Annotated in this window: 14 protein-coding genes and 1 pseudogene; 9 read left to right on the forward strand and 6 right to left on the reverse strand. The window is 69.2% G+C overall.

Features of this window, described 5'->3' with window-relative positions; genetic code table 11:
- Nucleotides 1-161: 161 nt before the first annotated feature.
- Both K883_RS22075 and K883_RS22080 read right to left on the reverse strand, forming a co-directional pair.
- Complete coding sequence (locus tag K883_RS22075) at nt 162-1,547, reverse strand: HNH endonuclease signature motif containing protein (RefSeq protein ID WP_036455873.1); 1,386 nt, start codon at nt 1,545-1,547, stop codon at nt 162-164.
- Nucleotides 1,548-1,723: 176 nt separating this feature from the next.
- Complete coding sequence (locus K883_RS22080; RefSeq protein WP_036455875.1) at nt 1,724-2,413, reverse strand: PadR family transcriptional regulator; 690 nt, start codon at nt 2,411-2,413, stop codon at nt 1,724-1,726.
- 61 nt (nt 2,414-2,474) lie between these two features.
- On the opposite strand from K883_RS22080, the gene K883_RS22085 reads away from it, so the two are divergent.
- Nucleotides 2,475-3,395 carry a TIGR03619 family F420-dependent LLM class oxidoreductase gene (locus K883_RS22085; protein WP_036455877.1) on the forward strand — a complete coding sequence of 307 codons (921 nt, stop codon included), beginning with the start codon at nt 2,475-2,477 and terminating at the stop codon, nt 3,393-3,395.
- Here K883_RS22085 and K883_RS22090 read toward each other — a convergent pair.
- Nucleotides 3,388-4,185 carry a hypothetical protein gene (locus K883_RS22090; protein ID WP_036455927.1) on the reverse strand — a complete coding sequence of 266 codons (798 nt, stop codon included), beginning with the start codon at nt 4,183-4,185 and terminating at the stop codon, nt 3,388-3,390. The two genes, K883_RS22085 and K883_RS22090, sit on opposite strands and share 8 nt — an antisense overlap.
- Nucleotides 4,186-4,278: 93 nt before the next feature.
- Here K883_RS22090 and K883_RS22095 point away from each other — a divergent pair, with 93 nt between their 5' ends.
- From K883_RS22095 to K883_RS22125, 8 genes and pseudogenes are all read left to right on the forward strand, one after another.
- Nucleotides 4,279-5,403 (forward strand): FAD-dependent oxidoreductase, encoded by a 1,125-nt coding sequence (locus K883_RS22095; protein WP_020822693.1) that lies wholly within the window; start codon nt 4,279-4,281, stop codon nt 5,401-5,403.
- Nucleotides 5,400-6,680 (forward strand): APC family permease, encoded by a 1,281-nt coding sequence (locus tag K883_RS22100; protein WP_020822694.1) that lies wholly within the window; start codon nt 5,400-5,402, stop codon nt 6,678-6,680. Before K883_RS22095 ends, K883_RS22100 begins: the two co-directional genes overlap by 4 nt.
- A 461-nt stretch (nt 6,681-7,141) precedes the next feature.
- A pseudogene (locus K883_RS28420) lies at nt 7,142-7,282 on the forward strand (IS607 family transposase); the annotation flags it as partial.
- Complete coding sequence (tnpB, locus tag K883_RS22105; RefSeq protein ID WP_008257291.1) at nt 7,282-8,661, forward strand: IS607 family element RNA-guided endonuclease TnpB; 1,380 nt, start codon at nt 7,282-7,284, stop codon at nt 8,659-8,661. The pseudogene K883_RS28420 and the gene tnpB, both read left to right, overlap by 1 nt.
- A gap of 39 nt (nt 8,662-8,700) precedes the next feature.
- Entirely contained in the window at nt 8,701-9,198 is a 498-nt protein-coding gene (locus K883_RS22110; RefSeq protein WP_008257293.1) for a flavin reductase family protein, read from the forward strand.
- A 2-nt stretch (nt 9,199-9,200) separates the two neighbouring features.
- Nucleotides 9,201-9,926 carry a pyrimidine reductase family protein gene (locus K883_RS22115; RefSeq protein WP_008257295.1) on the forward strand — a complete coding sequence of 242 codons (726 nt, stop codon included), beginning with the start codon at nt 9,201-9,203 and terminating at the stop codon, nt 9,924-9,926.
- Between the two features lie 109 nt (nt 9,927-10,035).
- Complete coding sequence (locus K883_RS22120; protein WP_008257297.1) at nt 10,036-10,377, forward strand: hypothetical protein; 342 nt, start codon at nt 10,036-10,038, stop codon at nt 10,375-10,377.
- 177 nt (nt 10,378-10,554) lie between these two features.
- Entirely contained in the window at nt 10,555-12,336 is a 1,782-nt protein-coding gene (locus tag K883_RS22125; RefSeq protein ID WP_036455929.1) for a serine/threonine protein kinase PknE, read from the forward strand.
- Nucleotides 12,337-12,369: 33 nt separating this feature from the next.
- Here the strand turns inward: K883_RS22125 and K883_RS22130 are convergent, their stop codons facing one another.
- Genes K883_RS22130 through K883_RS22140 form a run of 3 tightly spaced genes read right to left on the reverse strand, consistent with a single transcriptional unit; the run spans nt 12,370 to nt 17,485 of the window.
- Nucleotides 12,370-13,863 carry an MFS transporter gene (locus tag K883_RS22130; RefSeq protein WP_036455879.1) on the reverse strand — a complete coding sequence of 498 codons (1,494 nt, stop codon included), beginning with the start codon at nt 13,861-13,863 and terminating at the stop codon, nt 12,370-12,372.
- Nucleotides 13,864-13,892: 29 nt separating this feature from the next.
- The gene (gene ngg, locus K883_RS22135) at nt 13,893-15,683 is read right to left on the reverse strand and encodes an N-acetylglutaminylglutamine synthetase (protein ID WP_020822698.1); all 1,791 of its coding nucleotides are present in this window, start codon (nt 15,681-15,683) and stop codon (nt 13,893-13,895) included.
- Complete coding sequence (locus K883_RS22140) at nt 15,680-17,485, reverse strand: N-acetylglutaminylglutamine amidotransferase (RefSeq protein WP_036455881.1); 1,806 nt, start codon at nt 17,483-17,485, stop codon at nt 15,680-15,682. Before K883_RS22140 ends, ngg begins: the two co-directional genes overlap by 4 nt.
- Nucleotides 17,486-17,563 lie beyond the last annotated feature (78 nt).

A 17,563-nucleotide genomic window follows, 5' to 3' on the forward strand; every position in this document is an offset into this window, starting at 1 on the left:
CCGGGCGAAGCGGGTCGGCGCCATCGGACCTAGCGGCGATCGCGAGCGCGGCCCAGCCGGGCGAAGCGGGTCGGCGCCATCGGATCTAGCGGCGATCGCGAGCGCGGCGCAGCCGGGCGAAGCGGGTCGGCGCCATCGGAGCTAGCGGCGATCGCGAAGTGTCATGCCGCCCCCGGATTGTCGGCTTCTTCATCCTCGTCGCCGTCGCGGAGCAGTTTTTCGGGGCGGTGGTAGGTGTTGGTGCGAGGTTGTCCACGGTCGAAGTGTGGTGGTGGTATCCATTCGGTGTCGCCCTTGGCGTCCTTGCGGGTCAGCCAGCCGCCGGGTTGGAGCATGCGGTGATGCGGGCCGCAGGCGAAGGTGAGGTCGTTGACGTCGGTGGTGTGGCACTTGCTGTAGTCGGTGACGTGGTGGACCTCCGATAGGTAGCCCGACACGGTGCAGCCCGGGGCGGTGCAGCCACGGTCCTTGGCGTACAACACGATCCGCTGCCCCGGGGAGGCCAGCCGCTTGGTGTGATAGAGCGCCAGCGCCTTGCCCTTGTCGAAAATCGCCAGGTAATGGTGGGCGTGGCGGCCCAGGCGGATCACATCGCTCATCGGCACGATGGTGCCCCCACCGGTCAAGCCGCGCCCGGCGGCGGCCTCGAGCTCGGCCAGGGTCGTGGTGACGATGATCGAGGCCGGTAACCCGTTGTGCTGACCCAACTCCCCGGAGGCCAGCAGCCCACGCAGGGCGGCCAGCAGGGCGTCGTGGGTGCGTTGGGCGGCCGAGCGCGAGTCCGCGTCGATGGCGGCTTGGCTGGGCGCACCGTCCACACACGGCGTCTCGTCGAGTGGGTTACACATGCCCGGGGCACCCAGTTTGGCTTCCACGGCTTCGAGGGTGGCGCGCAGCTCGGGGGTGATCAGTCCCGTCAGCGCTGACATGCCATCGGCTTGTTGGTTGCCCAGGGTGACCCCGCGTTTGCGGGCGCGGTCGTCGTCGGTGAAGGTGCCATCGGGGTTGAGCGTGTTGGTCATCGTGCGGGCCAACTCGCGCAGGTGCTCAGGAGGAAATTGGGTGCCCAGTTCGGCCAGGCGGGCCTCGGCCTGCTCGCGAGTGGCACCGTCGACCCATCCGGGCAGTTGGTGGTAGAAGGTGCGGATCACCGCGACCTGGCCGGCCCCCAGCCTGCCGTCGCGTTGGGCGGCCGCGGTCGCGGCCAGCACAGGGGGGATCGGTTCACCGGTCAGCCCATGGCGCGGTCCCAGGTCATGGGCTTCTTTGATGCGCCGGGAGGCTTCGGCGTGGCGGATCAGCAGGCGGTCAGACAATGCCCGGGGCAGCGCCGCACCGAGTTCTTGGGTAGGGGCCTGGCGGAACAGCGAATTGATCACCGGATGCTCGATCACCGGCAGCCGCCGGCGCAACCGTTCGCAGCGCTCCAACACCGCCAGCTGCTGCTGAATGCTCAACGCCTCCAACGACAACGCGCAGGCACGGTCCAAATCGGCATCGAGCGCGGCGAACACCGCGTCGACCTCAGCCTGACTACTTGGACTCACACCGCCAAACTATCGGGCACCACCGACAAGAATCCCCGCTTTGAGACCCCTGAAACCACAGTGACACAAGGGATTTCAATATACATTTCCGTTATCCGAAAAGCATTTGCGGGAGGCGGGAGGGCCGGCCGTACCGGCGAGACCGGTGACTGCCGACGGAAACGGTCTCCGAACGACTAGTCGCGCTCGCGCTTCGCCTGGACCTGCTTCTCGATTTCGCGCCAATACCCCGGCGTGGGGCGCGCCTTGCCGAACCCGCCCTTCTCGGCGTTCTTCAGGACGGCGTCGGCCTCGTCGATGTCTTTCATGAGCTCCAGCGCGAACTCACGCTCGGCGGCGTAATACTTGGCCGCCCAGCGCAACGCGATCACCGAATACGCCCACGCGGGTTCGCCCTCGGCGCCGTCGGCATCCTCCACCGCCTTGCGGTGGCGGGCGTCGGCGAACGCCACGTGCTCTTGCAGAAGTTCCTTGAGCCGAGCCGGATTGGTGAGGTGACCGAACGTAACCCGAAGCAGCACACTGTGTTTGAGTACCGGCGGGTCCACCGGCGCGTCGTTGACCCACTCGATTGCGGCTGCCATGCCGGCTTCGGTGATCTTGTAGAGCCGGCGGGTGCGGGTGCCCTCGTCCCGCTCGACGCGCGACGTGACCAGTCCCAAGCCCTCCAGCTTCTTCAGCTCCGTATAGATCTGGCTATAGGACGGGCTCCAGTAGTACAGATCGACGCTCCAGTCGATCCACTTCTTGAGGTCGTAGCCGGAGATCTCCTCCTCGTAGGACATCATGCACAGCAACGCGCGACTGGTCGCGGCCAATGCCGCGTTCGTCGGCTTTTTGCTGGCAGGGTCCGTTTCGGAGTCCACGTGGCCAGGTTAACAACACGCACCCTAGATTGGGGGACATGGACCGCTGGCTGGGACGCCCGTGAAATTCTCCTTTCCCGTTCCGCACATGCTGCGCCTCAAGGCGATTTCGCAACCCTGGGAAGCGACCGTCACGGGCCCCGAACAGCGGCGCATGATGCGGTGCGCCGACCGGTGGGGCTACGACATGATCGCGGTGCCCGAACATCTCGTCATCCCGACCGACCACGTCGAGTTGTCCGGGCCGCACTACCTGCATTCGACGGTGGCCCAGGCCTTCATCGCCGGCGCCACCGAACGGGTCGCCGTCAATTCCTGCATCACCATCCTGCCGCTGCAGCATCCGATCGTGCTGGCCAAAGCGCTTGCCACCGCCGACTGGATGAGTGGCGGCCGGATGATGGTCACGTTCGGCGTCGGATGGCTGGCACGGGAGTTCGAGCTCGTGGGCGTGCCGTTCGCGGAACGCGGGCGGATCGCCGACGAGTACCTGGCGGCCATCGTCGAACTGTGGACCAGTGACGCGCCGACATTCGAAGGACGCTACGTGTCGTTCGCCGACATCGCCTTCGAGCCGAAACCCGTTCAAAAACCCCATCTCCCGATCTGGATCGGCGGCGACGCCGACGCCGCGTTGCGCAGGGCCGCCACCTTTGGTTCGGGCTGGTGGCCGTTCCTAACCAAGCCCGAGCAGATCGCCGAAAAGCTGGACTACATCAAGTCCCAACCCTCCTATGACGGGCGGCCTTTCGAGGTGATGCACGGGCTGGGCACCAACCGGGTCGGCGAAGGACACGTCGCGCGCCGCGACGCAAGCGATCGGCCGGGCATGAGCGCGGCGCAGATCGTCGACCGGTTGGGCTGGCTCGCCGAGCAGGGCGTGACGATGACCGCGGTCCCCGTTCCGGCCGTCGGCGGCGTGGACGAATACCTCGACTACGCGCAGTGGGTCATCGAAGAGATCAAGCCGCAGCTCACCTGACCTGCAGCCCGCGCCGGCGCACCCATCCGAGCGCGGCGACGCTGCACGCGACCCACACGGTGACCGCGATGGCAACGTGGACAAGGCTCTTGGTGTCGCGCCCGAACACCGGCCAGACCAGGGCGGGCACCTGCTGCCACAGCACCCGGTGTTCCACACCGTTCATCGGGTCGGCCACGTAGTACAGCGCGTACGGCAGCGCGAGCGCCAGCAGCCAGCTGCGCGTGCGGCGCAGATCGCCGCGCTGGCGCCAGCGCCGGACCAGCGGCTCGACGCTGACCGGGTGCAGCACCGAGATGAGGTTTCCCACGCCCAGCCACGACACGATGGGAACCGCCACGGTGGGGATCGTAATGCCCAGGCGCGCAGGCGTTTCGAGCCACAGCGTCAACACCGTCGCGGCGGCCAGGGTGGGCAACCCGACGATCGCGAGCAGGGCGAGGTTCTTGATCAACAGGATTCGCCCGAACGGCACCCCCGCGGACAGGCCCCGAACGATGCGGTAATGATCCGCGCCCAGGAAGTTGGTGGTGGTCACGTCGGCGAGGACCCACGACGAGAAGTAGGTGCCCACCAGGATCACCCAATCGTGGTGATGGCCCACCGGGGTCAGCGGCTGCACCAGCAGCCAGGCGGCGGCGACGATCACGTTGGCCACCACCCCCATCAGCCAGGTGCGCGGCGGCGTGAACGCCCACCGGATCTCGGCGGCAACCGCCGGGAACAAACCCTTCTCGAAGTCCTTGGCGGCGCGCTGTGCCGCGGCGGGACGGGGGGCCGAGGCCCGCACGAGGGCGCGCAGAAGAGCGTCCAACTGATGTGGCCTCCCCCGCTATCGGCTCGTCGGCGTTCGTCCACACCGCACGCAGGGCAGGATAGCGCCATGAACCGAAAGCGCGTCGTCGTCGCGGGACTCGGGGACGCGGGCGTCCTCGCGGCGATCCGGCTGTCGCGGGACGCCGACGTCGTCGGGATCTCGGCCAAACCCGCGCTGGTCAGCGGCCAGGAACTCGGCGTCCGGCTGTCCCGCCCGCACGATTGGGCCCGCGATTACTGGATCCCGTTCGACCGGTTCCGCCGCCTGGATCGCGTCCGCACGGTGCAGGCGACGCTGACCGGGGTGGACCTGGGCGCCCGCATCGTCTTCGGCCGGGGCCAAGACGGCGCGACGATCGCCGAACCCTACGACGCGCTTGTCATCTCGACCGGGGTCAGCAACGGGTTCTGGCGCCAGCCGACGTTGCAGTCCGCCGCCGAGATCGGCGCGGGGCTGCGCGCCGCGCACGACCGGCTGGCCGCCGCCGAGTCGGTGATTGTGGTGGGCGGCGGCGCGGCGGCCGTCAGCAGCGCCCTCAACATGGCGACCACCTGGCCGGACAAGCGAATCGACCTGTACTTCCCCCGCGAGTCCGCGCTTCAGGAGTATCACCCGCGGACCTGGCAGCGGATCCGCGCCCGGCTGAGCGGGCTGGGCGTCGGCGTGCACCCCGGCCACCGCGCGGTGATCGGCGAAGGCTTCGCCGGCGACGAACTCACCGACGAGCCGGTGCGCTGGAGCACCGGACAACCCCCGGCGGACGCCGACGCCGTGCTCTGGGCGATCGGGCGGGTGCGGCCCAACACCGGTTGGCTGCCACCGGAATTGCTCGACGAGCGTGGGTTTGTGCGCGTCACGCCGGACCTGCGGGTGCCCGGTCAGCGGGGCGTCTTCGCGCTCGGCGACGTCGCGGCCACCGACCCCCTGCGCAGCTCCGCCCGCAATCGCGGCGACGCCCTGGTGGCGCGAAACGTCCTCGCCGAGTTCGCGGGACGCCCGCTGCGCACCTATCGCGCGCCGACGCGGCGCTGGGGCTCGTTGGTCGGCATCCAGCCCAACGGCCTGGAGGTGTTCCTGCCCTCCGGCCACGCCTTCCGCTTCCCGTCCTGGTCGGTCGAACGCGTGGTGATGCCGTGGTTCGTGCGCTGGGGCATGTATCGCGGAGTGCGCCAGAACAACCCACTCGGATGAGCGCGCCATCCGGCGGCGGCGAGCTTCGCCGGAGCCTGGGAGTCTTCGACGCGGTGGTGATCGGGCTGGGCTCGATGATCGGCGCCGGGATTTTCGCCGCACTGGGCCCGGCGGCGCGCGCCGCCGGTTCGGGACTGCTGCTGGGCCTGGCGCTCGCGGCGGTGGTGGCCTACTGCAACGCCACGTCCTCCGCGCGGCTGGCCGCGCGCTATCCCGCCTCGGGCGGCACCTACGTCTACGGCCAACAGCGGCTGGGCGAGTTCTGGGGCTACCTGGCGGGGTGGGGCTTCGTCGTCGGCAAGACCGCCTCGTGCGCGGCGATGGCCCTGACCGTCGGCGCCTACGTCTGGCCCGCGCAGGCGCACGCGGTAGCCGTGGCGGTGGTGGTCGCGCTGACCGCGGTGAACTATGCGGGAGTGCAGAAGTCGGCCTGGCTGACCCGCATCATCGTCGCGCTGGTGCTGGCCGTGCTGGCGGCGGTGATCGTCGCCGCGCTCGGCTCGGGACGGCCCGGCTTCGATCCGTTCCGCCTGCAGGGCGCGACCGCCGGCGGTGTGGTGCAGGCCGCCGGACTGTTGTTTTTCGCCTTCGCCGGATACGCGCGCATCGCGACCCTGGGCGAGGAGGTGCGCGACCCGGCCCGCACCATTCCGCGGGCGATACCGCTGGCACTGACCATCGCCCTGGGTGTCTATGCCCTGGTGGCGATCGCGGCCCTGTCCGTGCTGGGGCCGACCCGGCTGGCCCGGAGCGCCGCGCCGCTGGCCGAAACGGCCGGCGCGGCGGGCGCCGGCCCGCTGGTTCCCCTGGTTCAGGCGGGCGCGGCGGTCGCGGCGGTGGGCTCGCTGCTGGCATTGATTCTCGGCGTCTCGCGCACCACCTTGGCCATGGCGCGCGACCGCCATCTGCCCCACCCGCTGGCCGCCGTGCACCCGCGAACCCGGGTGCCCCACCGCGCCGAACTGCTGATCGGCGTCGTGGTGGCGGTCCTGGCCGCCACCACCGACCTGCGCGACGCCATCGGGTTTTCCTCGTTCGCCGTGCTGATCTACTACGCGGTCGCCAATGCCTCGGCGTTCACCCTCGGGCGCGACGAGGGCCGACCGCCCCGGGTCGTCCCGGTGGTCGGATTGCTCGGATGCGTGGTGCTGGCTTTCGCGATGCCGCGGTGGTCGGTGCTGTCCGGGGTGGCGGTGCTGGGCGTCGGCGTCGCCGCCTACGCGATCCGGCGGCTCACTAGTCGAATTGCCTTGCGGCGCAACAGCGATTCCTCATGAACCGGTCTCGGAGCGCCATGGCCGCGCGGGCCCGCTCGTCGTCCAAATCGCAGGAACACGATTCCCCGGCGCTCCGACGGGGACATGCTCCGTTATGCGGTTGATTCACAGCATGTTTCGACGAACTGCGACCGTTGCGAGCGTTCCCCGGTGACCGCCCCGGGGAGAACGACGGGCGGCGCCAAGCAAACCCCGCCGGCGCACAAAGCGCGTAGCGCGATTCCGCCGGTTATGTGACGGGGCTAGTAGCTGATTGCGGTGTCAGTGGCCGGTAGTTGTCGGTGGTGTGTTGTAGGAACAGAGGTATGAGTCTCGCGGCGTGGGCTGAGCGCAACCGTGTTGTCTCGGTGACCGTGTATCGCTGCTTTCGCCCCTGCCTGCCCCTGCCTGCGCGGTGGGGTGGGTGGGCTGATCTCGTCGACGGCACACGGGGGTGTTGGCCTGCGCTGTCGTACCGCTGTGTATGCGCGGACTCAGCCGAGTCTGGTGACGATCTGGTGGCCGATATGACGGAGATCCTGACGTCGATGTGTGCTCGCTCGTATGGCGAGCGGGCGGCTAAGCGGGCAATTGCCGCTGCCGATGACCGTGAGGCGGCGTGATGGCAAAATTCGAGGTTCCTCACGGTTGGACAGTGCAGGGATTCCGGTTCACCCTGGACCCTAGCGGGGATCAAGCCAGGTCGTTGAACAGGCACTTCGGTGCCCGCCGTAAGGCTTACAACTGGACGGTCGCGGCCCTGAAAGCTGATATCGAAGCCTGGCACGCGTGCGGCATCGAGACGGAGAAACCTTCGCTGCGAGTGCTGCGGAAACGCTGGAACACCGTCAAGGACGAGGTCTGCATCAACGCCGAAACCGGGGCGGTGTGGTGGCCGGAATGCTCGAAGGAAGCCTACGCCGACGGAATCCGCGGTGCGGTCGATGCGTACTGGAATTGGCAGATCTCCCGCGCTGGTAACCGCGCCGGGAAACGAGTCGGGTTCCCGCACTTTAAGAAGAAGGGCCGCGACGCTGACCGGGTGTGCTTCACCACCGGCGCGATGCGCGTCGAACCCGACCGACGGCACCTCACCCTGCCGGTGATCGGCACGGTTCGCACCCATGAGAACACCCGCCGGATTGAACGGCTGATTCGCGCCGGCCGAGCGCGGGTGTTGGCGATCTCAGTGCGCCGCAACGGCACCCGGCTGGACGCCACGGTGCGGGTGCTGGTGCAACGCCCCCAACAGCCCGGCGTTGCGCTACCCGATTCGCGGGTGGGTGTCGATGTCGGGGTCCGGCGCCTAGCAACGGTCGCCACCGGTGACGGCACGGTGATCGAACAGGTGCAAAACCCGCGCCCGCTCGATGCTGCACTGAAACGGTTGCGGCAGGTCTGTCGGGCACGGTCGCGTTGCGCGAAAGGCTCGCGGCAATACCGTAAGCGCACCACCGAGATCTCCCGGCTGCATCGCCGGGTCAACGATGTTCGCACGCATCACCTGCACGTCTTCACCACAAGACTGGCCCAAACCCACGGCCAGATCGTTATTGAAGGTTTGGACGTGGCGGGAATGTTGCGGCAGAAGGGCCTTTCGGGCGCCCGCGCCAGACGGCGTGGACTGTCGGACGCGGCCCTGGGCGCCGCGCGTCGCCTCCTGTCTTACAAGAGCGGCTGGTACGGGTCGCAGCTGGCGGTCGCTGACCGCTGGTTTCCGTCGTCGAAAACCTGCCATGCCTGTGGGCATGTGCAAGACATCGGCTGGGATGAATACTGGACATGTGATGCCTGTTCGCTCACGCACCAACGTGATGACAACGCAGCGATCAACCTCGCACGCTACGAGGACACCATTAGCGTCGTCGGCCCAGTTGGGGCCGCCGTCAAGCGTGGAGCCGACCGTAAGACCTGGCCTGGGCGGGCTGGTGGCCGTGAAGCGCGGAAGGGAACCGGCCACCAGGCCGGGGAACAACCCCGAGACGGGGTGCAAGTCGCGTGACCACTGAATGTCACTCACTTGCAACGGAAGACTGACCGGATGGCCGACCCCGAAACCGAAGCATTCGACAAGCTGGTGGCGGTGCTGAACTATCCGATGTTCGTCGTCACCACGCAGGCCAACGGCACCCCGGCCGGCTGCCTCGTGGGTTTCGCCAGCCAGGCCAGCATTCACCCGCCCCGATTCCTGGTCGGCCTGTCGCAGCGCAACCACACGTTCCGCACGGCCCGCGACGCCACCCACCTGGCGGTGCACGTGTTCGACCACGACCACCTCGACGTCGTGGAGCTCTTCGGCGGCCAGACCAGCGACAAGATCGACAAGTTCGCCCGCTGTTCCTGGCATTCGGGCCCCGACGGGATGCCCATCCTCGACGACGCGGCCGCCTGGTTCGTCGGCGAGATCCTCGAGCGCTTCCCGCTGGGCGACCACGTCGGGCACCTGCTGGCCCCGGTCGGCGGCAGCCCGCCACGGGAGCTGGAAAGCTGGGTGTCGTTCGGCGACGTCCGCCAACTCGAACCCGGCCACGAGGCGTGAGGGTGGACCAGTCTCCCCGGGTCAGCACCGTCCCCAGCATCGTCGAACTCGCGCCGTTCTATGCCGATCCCCCGGATAGCCTGCGCGCCAACATGATCTTCAGCGCCGACGGCGCCGCCGCGTTCGGCGGGCGCGCCGGGCCCCTGTCGTGTCCCACCGATCAGCGGCTGTTGCGGATCCTGCGCGGGCTGGCCGACGTCGTCCTGGTCGGGGCGGGCACCGCCCGCGCCGAAAATTACGGCCCGGTGAAGCTCAGCGACGCGGCGCGGGCCAGGCGGCACCACGAGGGGCGATTCGCGCCCCCGCCGATCGCGGTCGTCAGCCGCAGCGGCGACCTGCCCGCCCGGCTGTTCAGCGATCCCGAACAACCACCGATCCTGGTGACCTGCGCGCGAACCGCGGCGCGCCTCGACAGTGACGACCGGCCGGACAACCGGCTGCGCCTCCTGATCGCCGGCGAGGACACCGTGGACGTGGCCCTGGCCGTCGCGATGCTGCGCGAGCAGGGCATGCGCCGCATCCTGTGCGAGGGCGGGCCGACCCTGCTCGACGAGCTGGTCGAGGCCGACGCCGTCACCGAACTGTGCGTCACCCTCGCCCCCAGGCTCGCCGCGAGCCAGCCGGTGGGTTACCGCGTGCACCCGGCGCGGCTGACCGCGCCAGTCACGATGCGCCTGGCGCACGCGCTGGTCTGCGACGACTACCTGTTTCTGAAGTACACCCGCTGACACCGGTGCGCAGAAGCGCTCGACATGCAGCAAGCGGCCAGCGTTCCTATGATGAAAACGCCCGGCTTGTCGCCTCCCGCGCTGCACACAGAAAAGGATCACCGGCCAGGTGAGCAGTTCAGACCACGACCGTGACTATCGGAATCTGGCGGTGAACCGATTGCGCCCCAGCGAAATTCAGTGGGCGCTCAATCACGATGCCGTGCACGGGATCGCGTATGCGTTCCGGAACCCCGTCGCGGTCGCCGAGTCACTCGAGGACCCGGACGACGACCGCAGAACCTATCTGGTCCGGGTCAAGCGCGACGACCTGGCCAACGCGCTGGAAAAGATCAACGAGTGGATCTTCGACAATCCCGGCCCGGCCGGCATGCAGGCCTACGGATTCGTCCGGGCGCTGTCGCGCGAAGGCCTCACCGACCGCGCCGCCGGGGATGACGACGTCCGCTAAGCGCGTCCCGTCGAATTAGCTGGCTTTCGCTATTCGGTGTGCCCCGCGGTCGCCGAAACCTTAGCCTTATGCCTGCATGCCACCGCACCGGCGGATCCGGCGCCGCCATCGGCAGGGCCCGCGCGAGCGCCACGAATCGGTTTGCGGTGCATGGGGCTGGCGGATGAGGAGTCGCCGATGGATGACACGACCGCGGATACGCGGGCGGGTTCGCAGTTCGGGCCGTACCTGCTGCGGCGGCTGGTCGGTCGCGGCGGCATGGGCGACGTCTACGAGGCCGAGGACACGGTCCGCGAGCGCGTGGTGGCCCTGAAACTGATGTCGCCGACGCTGTCCAACGACCCGGTCTTCCGCTCGCGGATGCAGCGCGAGGCGCGCACCGCCGGGCGGCTGCACGAACCCCACGTCGTGCCCATCCACGATTTCGGCGAGATCGACGGCCAGCTCTACGTCGACATGCGCCTCGTCGACGGCAAAGACCTGGCCGGCATGCTGAAGCGGTACGGGCCATTGTCGCCGCCGCGGGCGGTGGCAATCGTCCGTCAGATCGGGTCGGCGCTCGACGCCGCCCACGCGGCCGGCATCCTGCACCGAGACGTCAAGCCGGAGAACATCCTGGTGAGCGCCGACGACTTCGCCTACCTCGTCGATTTCGGCATCGCCAGCGCGACGTCGGACGAAAAGCTGACGCAAATCGGCACCACCGTGGGCACCGCCAAATACATGGCCCCGGAACGGTTCGGCGACTCCCAGGTGACGCATCGCGCCGATATCTACGCGCTGGCCTGCGTGCTGTACGAGTGCTTGACCGGCTCCCCTCCCTACACGGGCGACCAGCTCAGCGTGATCGGCGCGCACGTGCACCAACCGATCCCACGGCCCAGCGCGGCGCGGCCCAGCATCCCGGCCGGCTTCGACGAGGTGATCGCCCGCGGCATGGCCAAGAACCCCGACGACCGCTACCTCACCTGTGGTGACCTGTCATCCGCCGCGTACGCGGCGCTGGCCGCACCCGACCAGGATCGGGCCACCGACATCCTGGCGCGCACCCAGATGGCAACGCCGCCTTCGGCATTCGCCGCCCAGGCACCCGGGGGCATCGCGCCGGCACCGCCCGCGGCGACGGCGTGGCCCACCCCTGCGGGCGCCGGCCAGCCATTTGCTCCCGGCGGGCCGGTGCCCCAACCGACCGGCTGGGGCGGTGCTGGGGGCTGGAGCAACGCCGGTGGCCCGCCGCCGTGGGCGCCACCGCCGCAAGCCGGCCGCAGGCCCTGGCTGTGGGTCGGCGTCGCCGCCACCGTCGCCGTGGCGCTCGTCGGGGCGCTGCTCGCCGTGGTCCGGCCGTGGGAATCTGAGTCCCCGCCGGAGCCGCCTTCGCCGCCGCCACCACCGGACGCCGTCGCGCTGCGGGTGCTCGATGACGGTGTGTACGTGGGCAGTTCGGCCGCACGGGCGACGATCGACATCTTCAACGAACCCATCTGCCCGCCGTGCGGCACCTTCATCCGATCGAACGGCGCCGACATCGACGCGGCGGTGAACAACAAGAAGCTCGCGGTGCGCTATCACTTGCTCAACTTCCTCGACGACCGCTCGCACAGTCGGACCTATTCGACCCGCGCGGTCGCGGCCACCTACTGCGTCGCCGCGCAGAACGACGCCAAGCTCTACAGCGACTTCTATTCGGGCTTGTTCGCCAGCAACTTTCAGCCGCAGGAGGGCGGCGCCGAAGACCGCACCGACGGCGAATTCGCGCAACTGGCCAAGACGGTCGGCGCCGGCGCCGCCGTGATCGCCTGCATCAAGTCCGGCGACGACCTCGGCACGGCCAAGACGAAGGCGGCCAACGGCTATTCGACGCTGTCCGGCGTCAACGCCAACTCCACCCCCTTCGTGTGGGACGGCGTCACGTCCGTGAACTATCAGGATCCCGCCTGGCTGACCAGGCTCACCGGATAGCCGAGCGGTGACGCGCGCGAGCGGGCAGGCCCGTCAGTCCGGCAGCGGCGCCGAATCCCCTTGGCGTTCGGCCTCTTCGGCGTCTTCTACGGTCAGCGGCAACGCCAGCTCTTCCAGCGGGCGCCGCTCGGCGGCGACCCCCAGCCACAGTTCGACCAGTCCGGCCGCGGCCATCACCACCGCGCCGATCAAAAACGACCAGACGACCTCGCTGCGGTGGCCCGAGTTGATCAGCTGGCCGAACAGCAGCGGGCCGGTGATGCCGCCGATCGCCGTTCCCATCGCGTAGAAGAACGCGATCGCCAGCGCCCGCGTCTCCATCGGGAAGATCTCGCTGACGGTCAGGTACGCCGCGCTGGCACCGGCCGACGCCAAAAAGAACGCCACGATGAGCACGCCGATGAAGGCCCAGACGCCGCCGGCCTGGGTGATGAACACCAGCGCCAGCACCACCACCGCGAGACCCGAGCCGATGTAGGTCAGCGTGATCATCGGTTTGCGGCCGACGGTGTCGAACAGATGCCCGAGCACCAGCGGGCCGGCGAAGTTGCTCAGGGCCCACAGCACGAAGAACACCGGCACCATGCCCGACGGCACGGCGTAGAACTGGCTGAGCAGCGTGCCGAGGTTGAACGTGACGCCGTTGTAGAGGAACGCCTGCCCGATGAACAGCGCCAGCCCGAGCACCGCGCGCCGCGGGTAGAGCTTGAAGGCCACGCCGGCGATCTCCCGGAACGAGATCGACTTGCGCTGGCGGATCCGCAGCGGCTTCCCCTGCGGCTCAGGCAGGGGCTCGCCGGTCTCCCGCTCGACCTCCTGCTCGATCTCGCCGACGATGTGCTCGGCCTCGTCCTCGCGGCCGTGAATGAACAGCCAGCGCGGGCTCTCCGGGACGTTGCGCCGCACCAGCAGCACGAAGATGCCCAGGATCGCGCCGATGCCGAAGGCGAGCCGCCACCCGATGTCAGGCGCAAAGTTGGCGGTGTTCAACAGGATCAGCGCGCCACCGGCGCCGGCGGCCGAACCCAGCCAATAGGTTCCGTTGATCACCAGGTCGACCCGGCCGCGCACCCGCGCCGGGATCAGCTCGTCGATGGCCGAGTTGATGGCGGCGTATTCGCCGCCGATGCCGGAGCCGGTGAAGAAGCGGGTCACAAAGAAATACCAGGGGGCGAACGCGAACGCGGTCGCCACGGTGGCGACCAGATAGATCGCGAGGGTGAGGATGAACAGGTTTCGCCGCCCGAACCGGTCCGTGAGGTGACCGAAGAACAGCGCCCCCGAACACGCCCCGGCGATGTATATCGCCGCCGCCATGCCGATCTGCGCGGGATTCAGCGCGATGCCGCTGCCCGGCTCCATGAGCCGCGCCGAGACGTTGCCGACCATGGTGACCTCGAGCCCGTCGAGCACCCACACCCCGCCCAGGCCGACCACGACGCGCCAGTGAAACCGTGACCACGGCAGCCGGTCCAGCCGGGCGGGCACCCGCGTCGCGATGGACTTCGTTTGGGCGCTCGCACTCATGGGCGTCTCCGTTCTGGTTTCGACCGGCGTCAGCCGCGATCGGAGCGGGACTCCTCGGGCGTCCAGGCCTGCGGCTGCCCGGGGTGGCCGGGGAAGAGGAAATCGATGAAAGCCGCCGCCGTGGGCTGAGGTTCGTGGTTGGCCAGCCCCGGTCGCTCGTTGGCTTCGATGAACGCGTAGTCGGCGCCCGTGACGTCGGGCACCAGCAGGTCGATCCCGGTCACCGGGATGCCGATCGCCTCGGCCGCGGTCACCGCGACCCGGCACAGCTCGGTGTTCACCTGCGCGGTGACGTCGTGGATGGTGCCGCCCTGATGCAGGTTCGCCGTGCGACGCACCCGGAGCCGGGTGCCCTGGGGCAGCACATCGTCGAGCGCCCAACCGGCTTCGGCGACCGTCGATTCCGTGAGGTCGTCCAGCGGGATGCGGGACTCGCCGCCGGTGGCCGCCGACCGCCGCCGGCTTTCGGCCGCGATCAGGTCCCGCACGCTGTGCTCCCCCGTGCCGATGATCTCCGGGGGCATGCGCAGGGCGGCGGCGACGACGCGGCCGTCGATCACGACGAGGCGAAGGTCGTCGCCGGCCACCCGCTGCTCGATGAGCACGTCCGGGTATTGCTTGCGGGCGCGCGCGAGGGCGGCGGACAGGTCGTCGGGCCCGTTGTCGGGAACGACCCCGACCGTGATGCCCTTGCCCTGCTCGCCCCGCGTCGGTTTGACGACGACCTCGCCCACCTCCTTGAGGAAGGCGAAGTCGCTCTCGTCGAAGGTGGCCAGCCGCGCGCGCGGCACGGTGATGCCGGCCTCGGAGACCAGGCGCCGGGTCAACCGCTTGTCGTCGCAGCGGCACATGGCCACCGCCGAGGTGTATTCGGACAGCGACTCGCGGGTGATGACGCTGCGCCCGCCGTGTGTGAGCCGCATCTCGCCGGTCTCGGCGTCGAGCACTTCGACCCAGATCCCGCGGCGCAGCGCCTCGTCGGCGATGATCCGGGCGTAGGGGTTGAGGTCGTCGACCGTCTCGGGCGGCGGGCTGAACAGCGGCTCGTTGATCGCGTTCTTGCGCTTGATCGCCAGCACCGGGACGCGGCGGAAACCCAGCTTCTCGTACAGGCCGATGGCGGCGGCGTTGTCGTGGGCCACCGACAGATCCATGTAGGCGCGGCCCGCGTCGCGGAAGTGCTCGGCCAGTGCCCGGGTGAGGGCCGCGCCGACCCCCGGGAGCCCGGCGGCCGGATCGACGGCCAGCGTCCACAGGCTCGACCCCTCCTCCGGATCGTTGAACAACAACTCGTGGTCGACGCCGGTGACGGTACCGACCACGGCGCCGTCCTCGTCGCGCACCGCGAGCAGATACTTCACCGCCGGCACATGCCGATGGTTGTCCCAGATCACGTCGACCCCGGCGGGGACCATCCCGCAGCGCACGTACACGCGGTTCATGGCGTCGGCGTCGATCGGATCGTTGAGCGTGCGCACCGTCACGCCCAGCGGCGGCGGCGGCGAGGCCTTCTTCTTGCCCGTGAAGCGCAGCCGGTAGGTGTGGCTGGGGTCGATGAACAGCTCGGTGGGCGCCTCGGCGACCACGACGTGGGATTCGCGGGCGTAGATGCAGATGTCGCGCCGGCCGGGACCCTCGCGGCGCAGCGCCTCGACCAGTTGCTGGGAGTCGGCGAAGGTCTGCCCGAAAATCAGTCGGCCCCAACCTAATTCGAGCTCGACGTCTTTCGCCATCGCATCGACCAGCTCCGGCGGCGAAGCGTCGTGCAGACCGAGCGTGATCGCCTCGGTGTGGTCGCCGGACGGATCGACCACGGTCATGCAACCGGCCCCGTGATGCCGTGACGCTGCAACCACAGCTCGAGCAGGGCGATCTGCCACAGCTCGTTGCCGCGCAGCGGGGTCAGCTTGCCGTTGGGATTCTCCAGCAGACCCTCGACCGCTTCCGCACGAAACAGGCCGCGCTCCTTGGCAACCGGCGCGTAGAGGGCGTCGCGGACCATATCGAGGTAGGGCCCTTCGAGATGGGTCAGCGCCGGAACCGGGAAATAGCCCTTGGGCCGGTCGATGACCTCCGATGGAATCACCCGCCGCGCAGCCTGTTTGAGGACGCCCTTGCCCTCGTGCGCGATCTTGAGCTCCGGCGGGCAGGTGGCGGCCAGTTCCACCAGCTCGTGGTCGAGGAACGGAACACGACCCTCCAGCCCCCACGCCATCGTCATGTTGTCGACCCGCTTCACCGGGTCGTCGATGAGCATCACGGTGGTGTCGAGGCGCAACGCGCGGTCGACGCCCGTCTCGGCGCCGGCCCGCGCGAAGTGCTCGGTGACAAAGCGGCCACTGGGGTCGCCGGGCGCCATGATGCCCGGTCCCAGCAGGCCGGCCAGCTCGGCCGAATCACGGTCGAAGAAGGCACCGCGGTACTCGGCGACCGCACCCTGCAGCGACGCGGCGGCCGGTGAGCCCATCGGCGGGTACCAGTGATAGCCGGCGAACACCTCGTCGGCGCCCTGGCCGGACTGCACGACCTTCACGTGGCGCGCCACTTCCTGACTGAGCAGGTAGAAGGCGACGCAGTCGTGGCTGACCATCGGCTCGCTCATCGCGCCGATGGCCCCGTCGAGGGCGGGCAGCATCCGTTCGGTCTCGATGCGGATCTGGTGGTGGTCGGTCTCGAAGCGCTTGGCCACGATGTCGGAGTACTGGAACTCGTCGCCCTTGACGCCGCCGGCCGACTCGAAGCCGATCGAGAAGGTGGACAGCCCGTGCTGGCCGGCCTCGGCGAGCAGGCCCACGATCAGGCTGGAATCGACACCGCCGGACAGCAGGCAGCCGACCGGCACGTCGGCGACCAGGCGGCGCTGGACCGCCAGGCGCAGCGTGGACAGCACGGCGTCTTCCCAGTCGCGCTCCGACCAGTCCGCGCGGTCGGCGTGCCGGGTGAAATCGGGCGCCCAGTACGTGGTGACGGTGCGCCTGCCGTCGGGCTCGATCGCGACGAGCGAGGCGGGCGGCACCTTGCGCACCCCGCGCAGGATGGTGGCCGGGGCGGGCACCACCGAGTGGAAGGTCATGTAGTGGTGCAGGGCGACGGGGTCGATGCGGGTGTCCACGCCGCCGCCGGCCAGCAGGGCCGGCAGGGTCGAGGCGAAGCGGACCCGGTGGTTGTCCTCGGTCAGGTACAAGGGTTTGATGCCGAGCCGGTCGCGCCCGAGCAGCACCCGCCCGCTGTCGCGCTCGACGATGGCGAAGGCGAACATGCCGAACAGGTGGCTGACGAAGTCGTCGCCCCACCGGTGGTAGGCCTTGATCAGAACCTCGGTGTCGCTGTGCGAGAAGAAGCGGTAGCCGTATCCGCTGAGTTCGCTGCGCAGTTCCTTGTAGTTGTAGATGCAGCCGTTCCAGGCGATCGACAGGCCCAGTTCGGAGTCGACCATCGGCTGCGAGCCGGCCTCGGTCAGGTCGATGATCTTGAGGCGACGATGGCCGAGGGCAACCCGGCCCTGCGACCAGGCGCCGCCACTGTCCGGGCCCCTCGGCGTCAGCACGGCGGCCATCGCTGAGACCGCCGCTACCTCGGGCGCCCGCCCGTCGAGTCGTACCTCCCCGGTGACTCCGCACACCTCTTCGACCCTACCGGGGCCCGATTCGGCGCGCGCGTGACGTCCGCCAAAAGCGCTGCAACGGCCCATCAACGCCCA

It is taken from the genome of Mycobacterium sp. TKK-01-0059 (assembly GCF_000709305.1).
Lineage (GTDB): Bacteria > Actinomycetota > Actinomycetes > Mycobacteriales > Mycobacteriaceae > Mycobacterium > Mycobacterium intracellulare.

Coding starts and splice junctions, on each gene's coding strand:
- K883_RS22095 (WP_020822693.1), top strand. CDS start 4,279: ATGAACCGAAAGCGCGTCGTCGTCGCGGGACTCGGGGACGCGGGCGTC.
- K883_RS22100 (WP_020822694.1), top strand. CDS start 5,400: ATGAGCGCGCCATCCGGCGGCGGCGAGCTTCGCCGGAGCCTGGGAGTC.
- tnpB (WP_008257291.1), top strand. CDS start 7,282: ATGGCAAAATTCGAGGTTCCTCACGGTTGGACAGTGCAGGGATTCCGG.
- K883_RS22110 (WP_008257293.1), top strand. CDS start 8,701: ATGGCCGACCCCGAAACCGAAGCATTCGACAAGCTGGTGGCGGTGCTG.
- K883_RS22125 (WP_036455929.1), top strand. CDS start 10,555: ATGGATGACACGACCGCGGATACGCGGGCGGGTTCGCAGTTCGGGCCG.
- K883_RS22130 (WP_036455879.1), bottom strand. CDS start 13,863: ATGAGTGCGAGCGCCCAAACGAAGTCCATCGCGACGCGGGTGCCCGCC.
- ngg (WP_020822698.1), bottom strand. CDS start 15,683: ATGACCGTGGTCGATCCGTCCGGCGACCACACCGAGGCGATCACGCTC.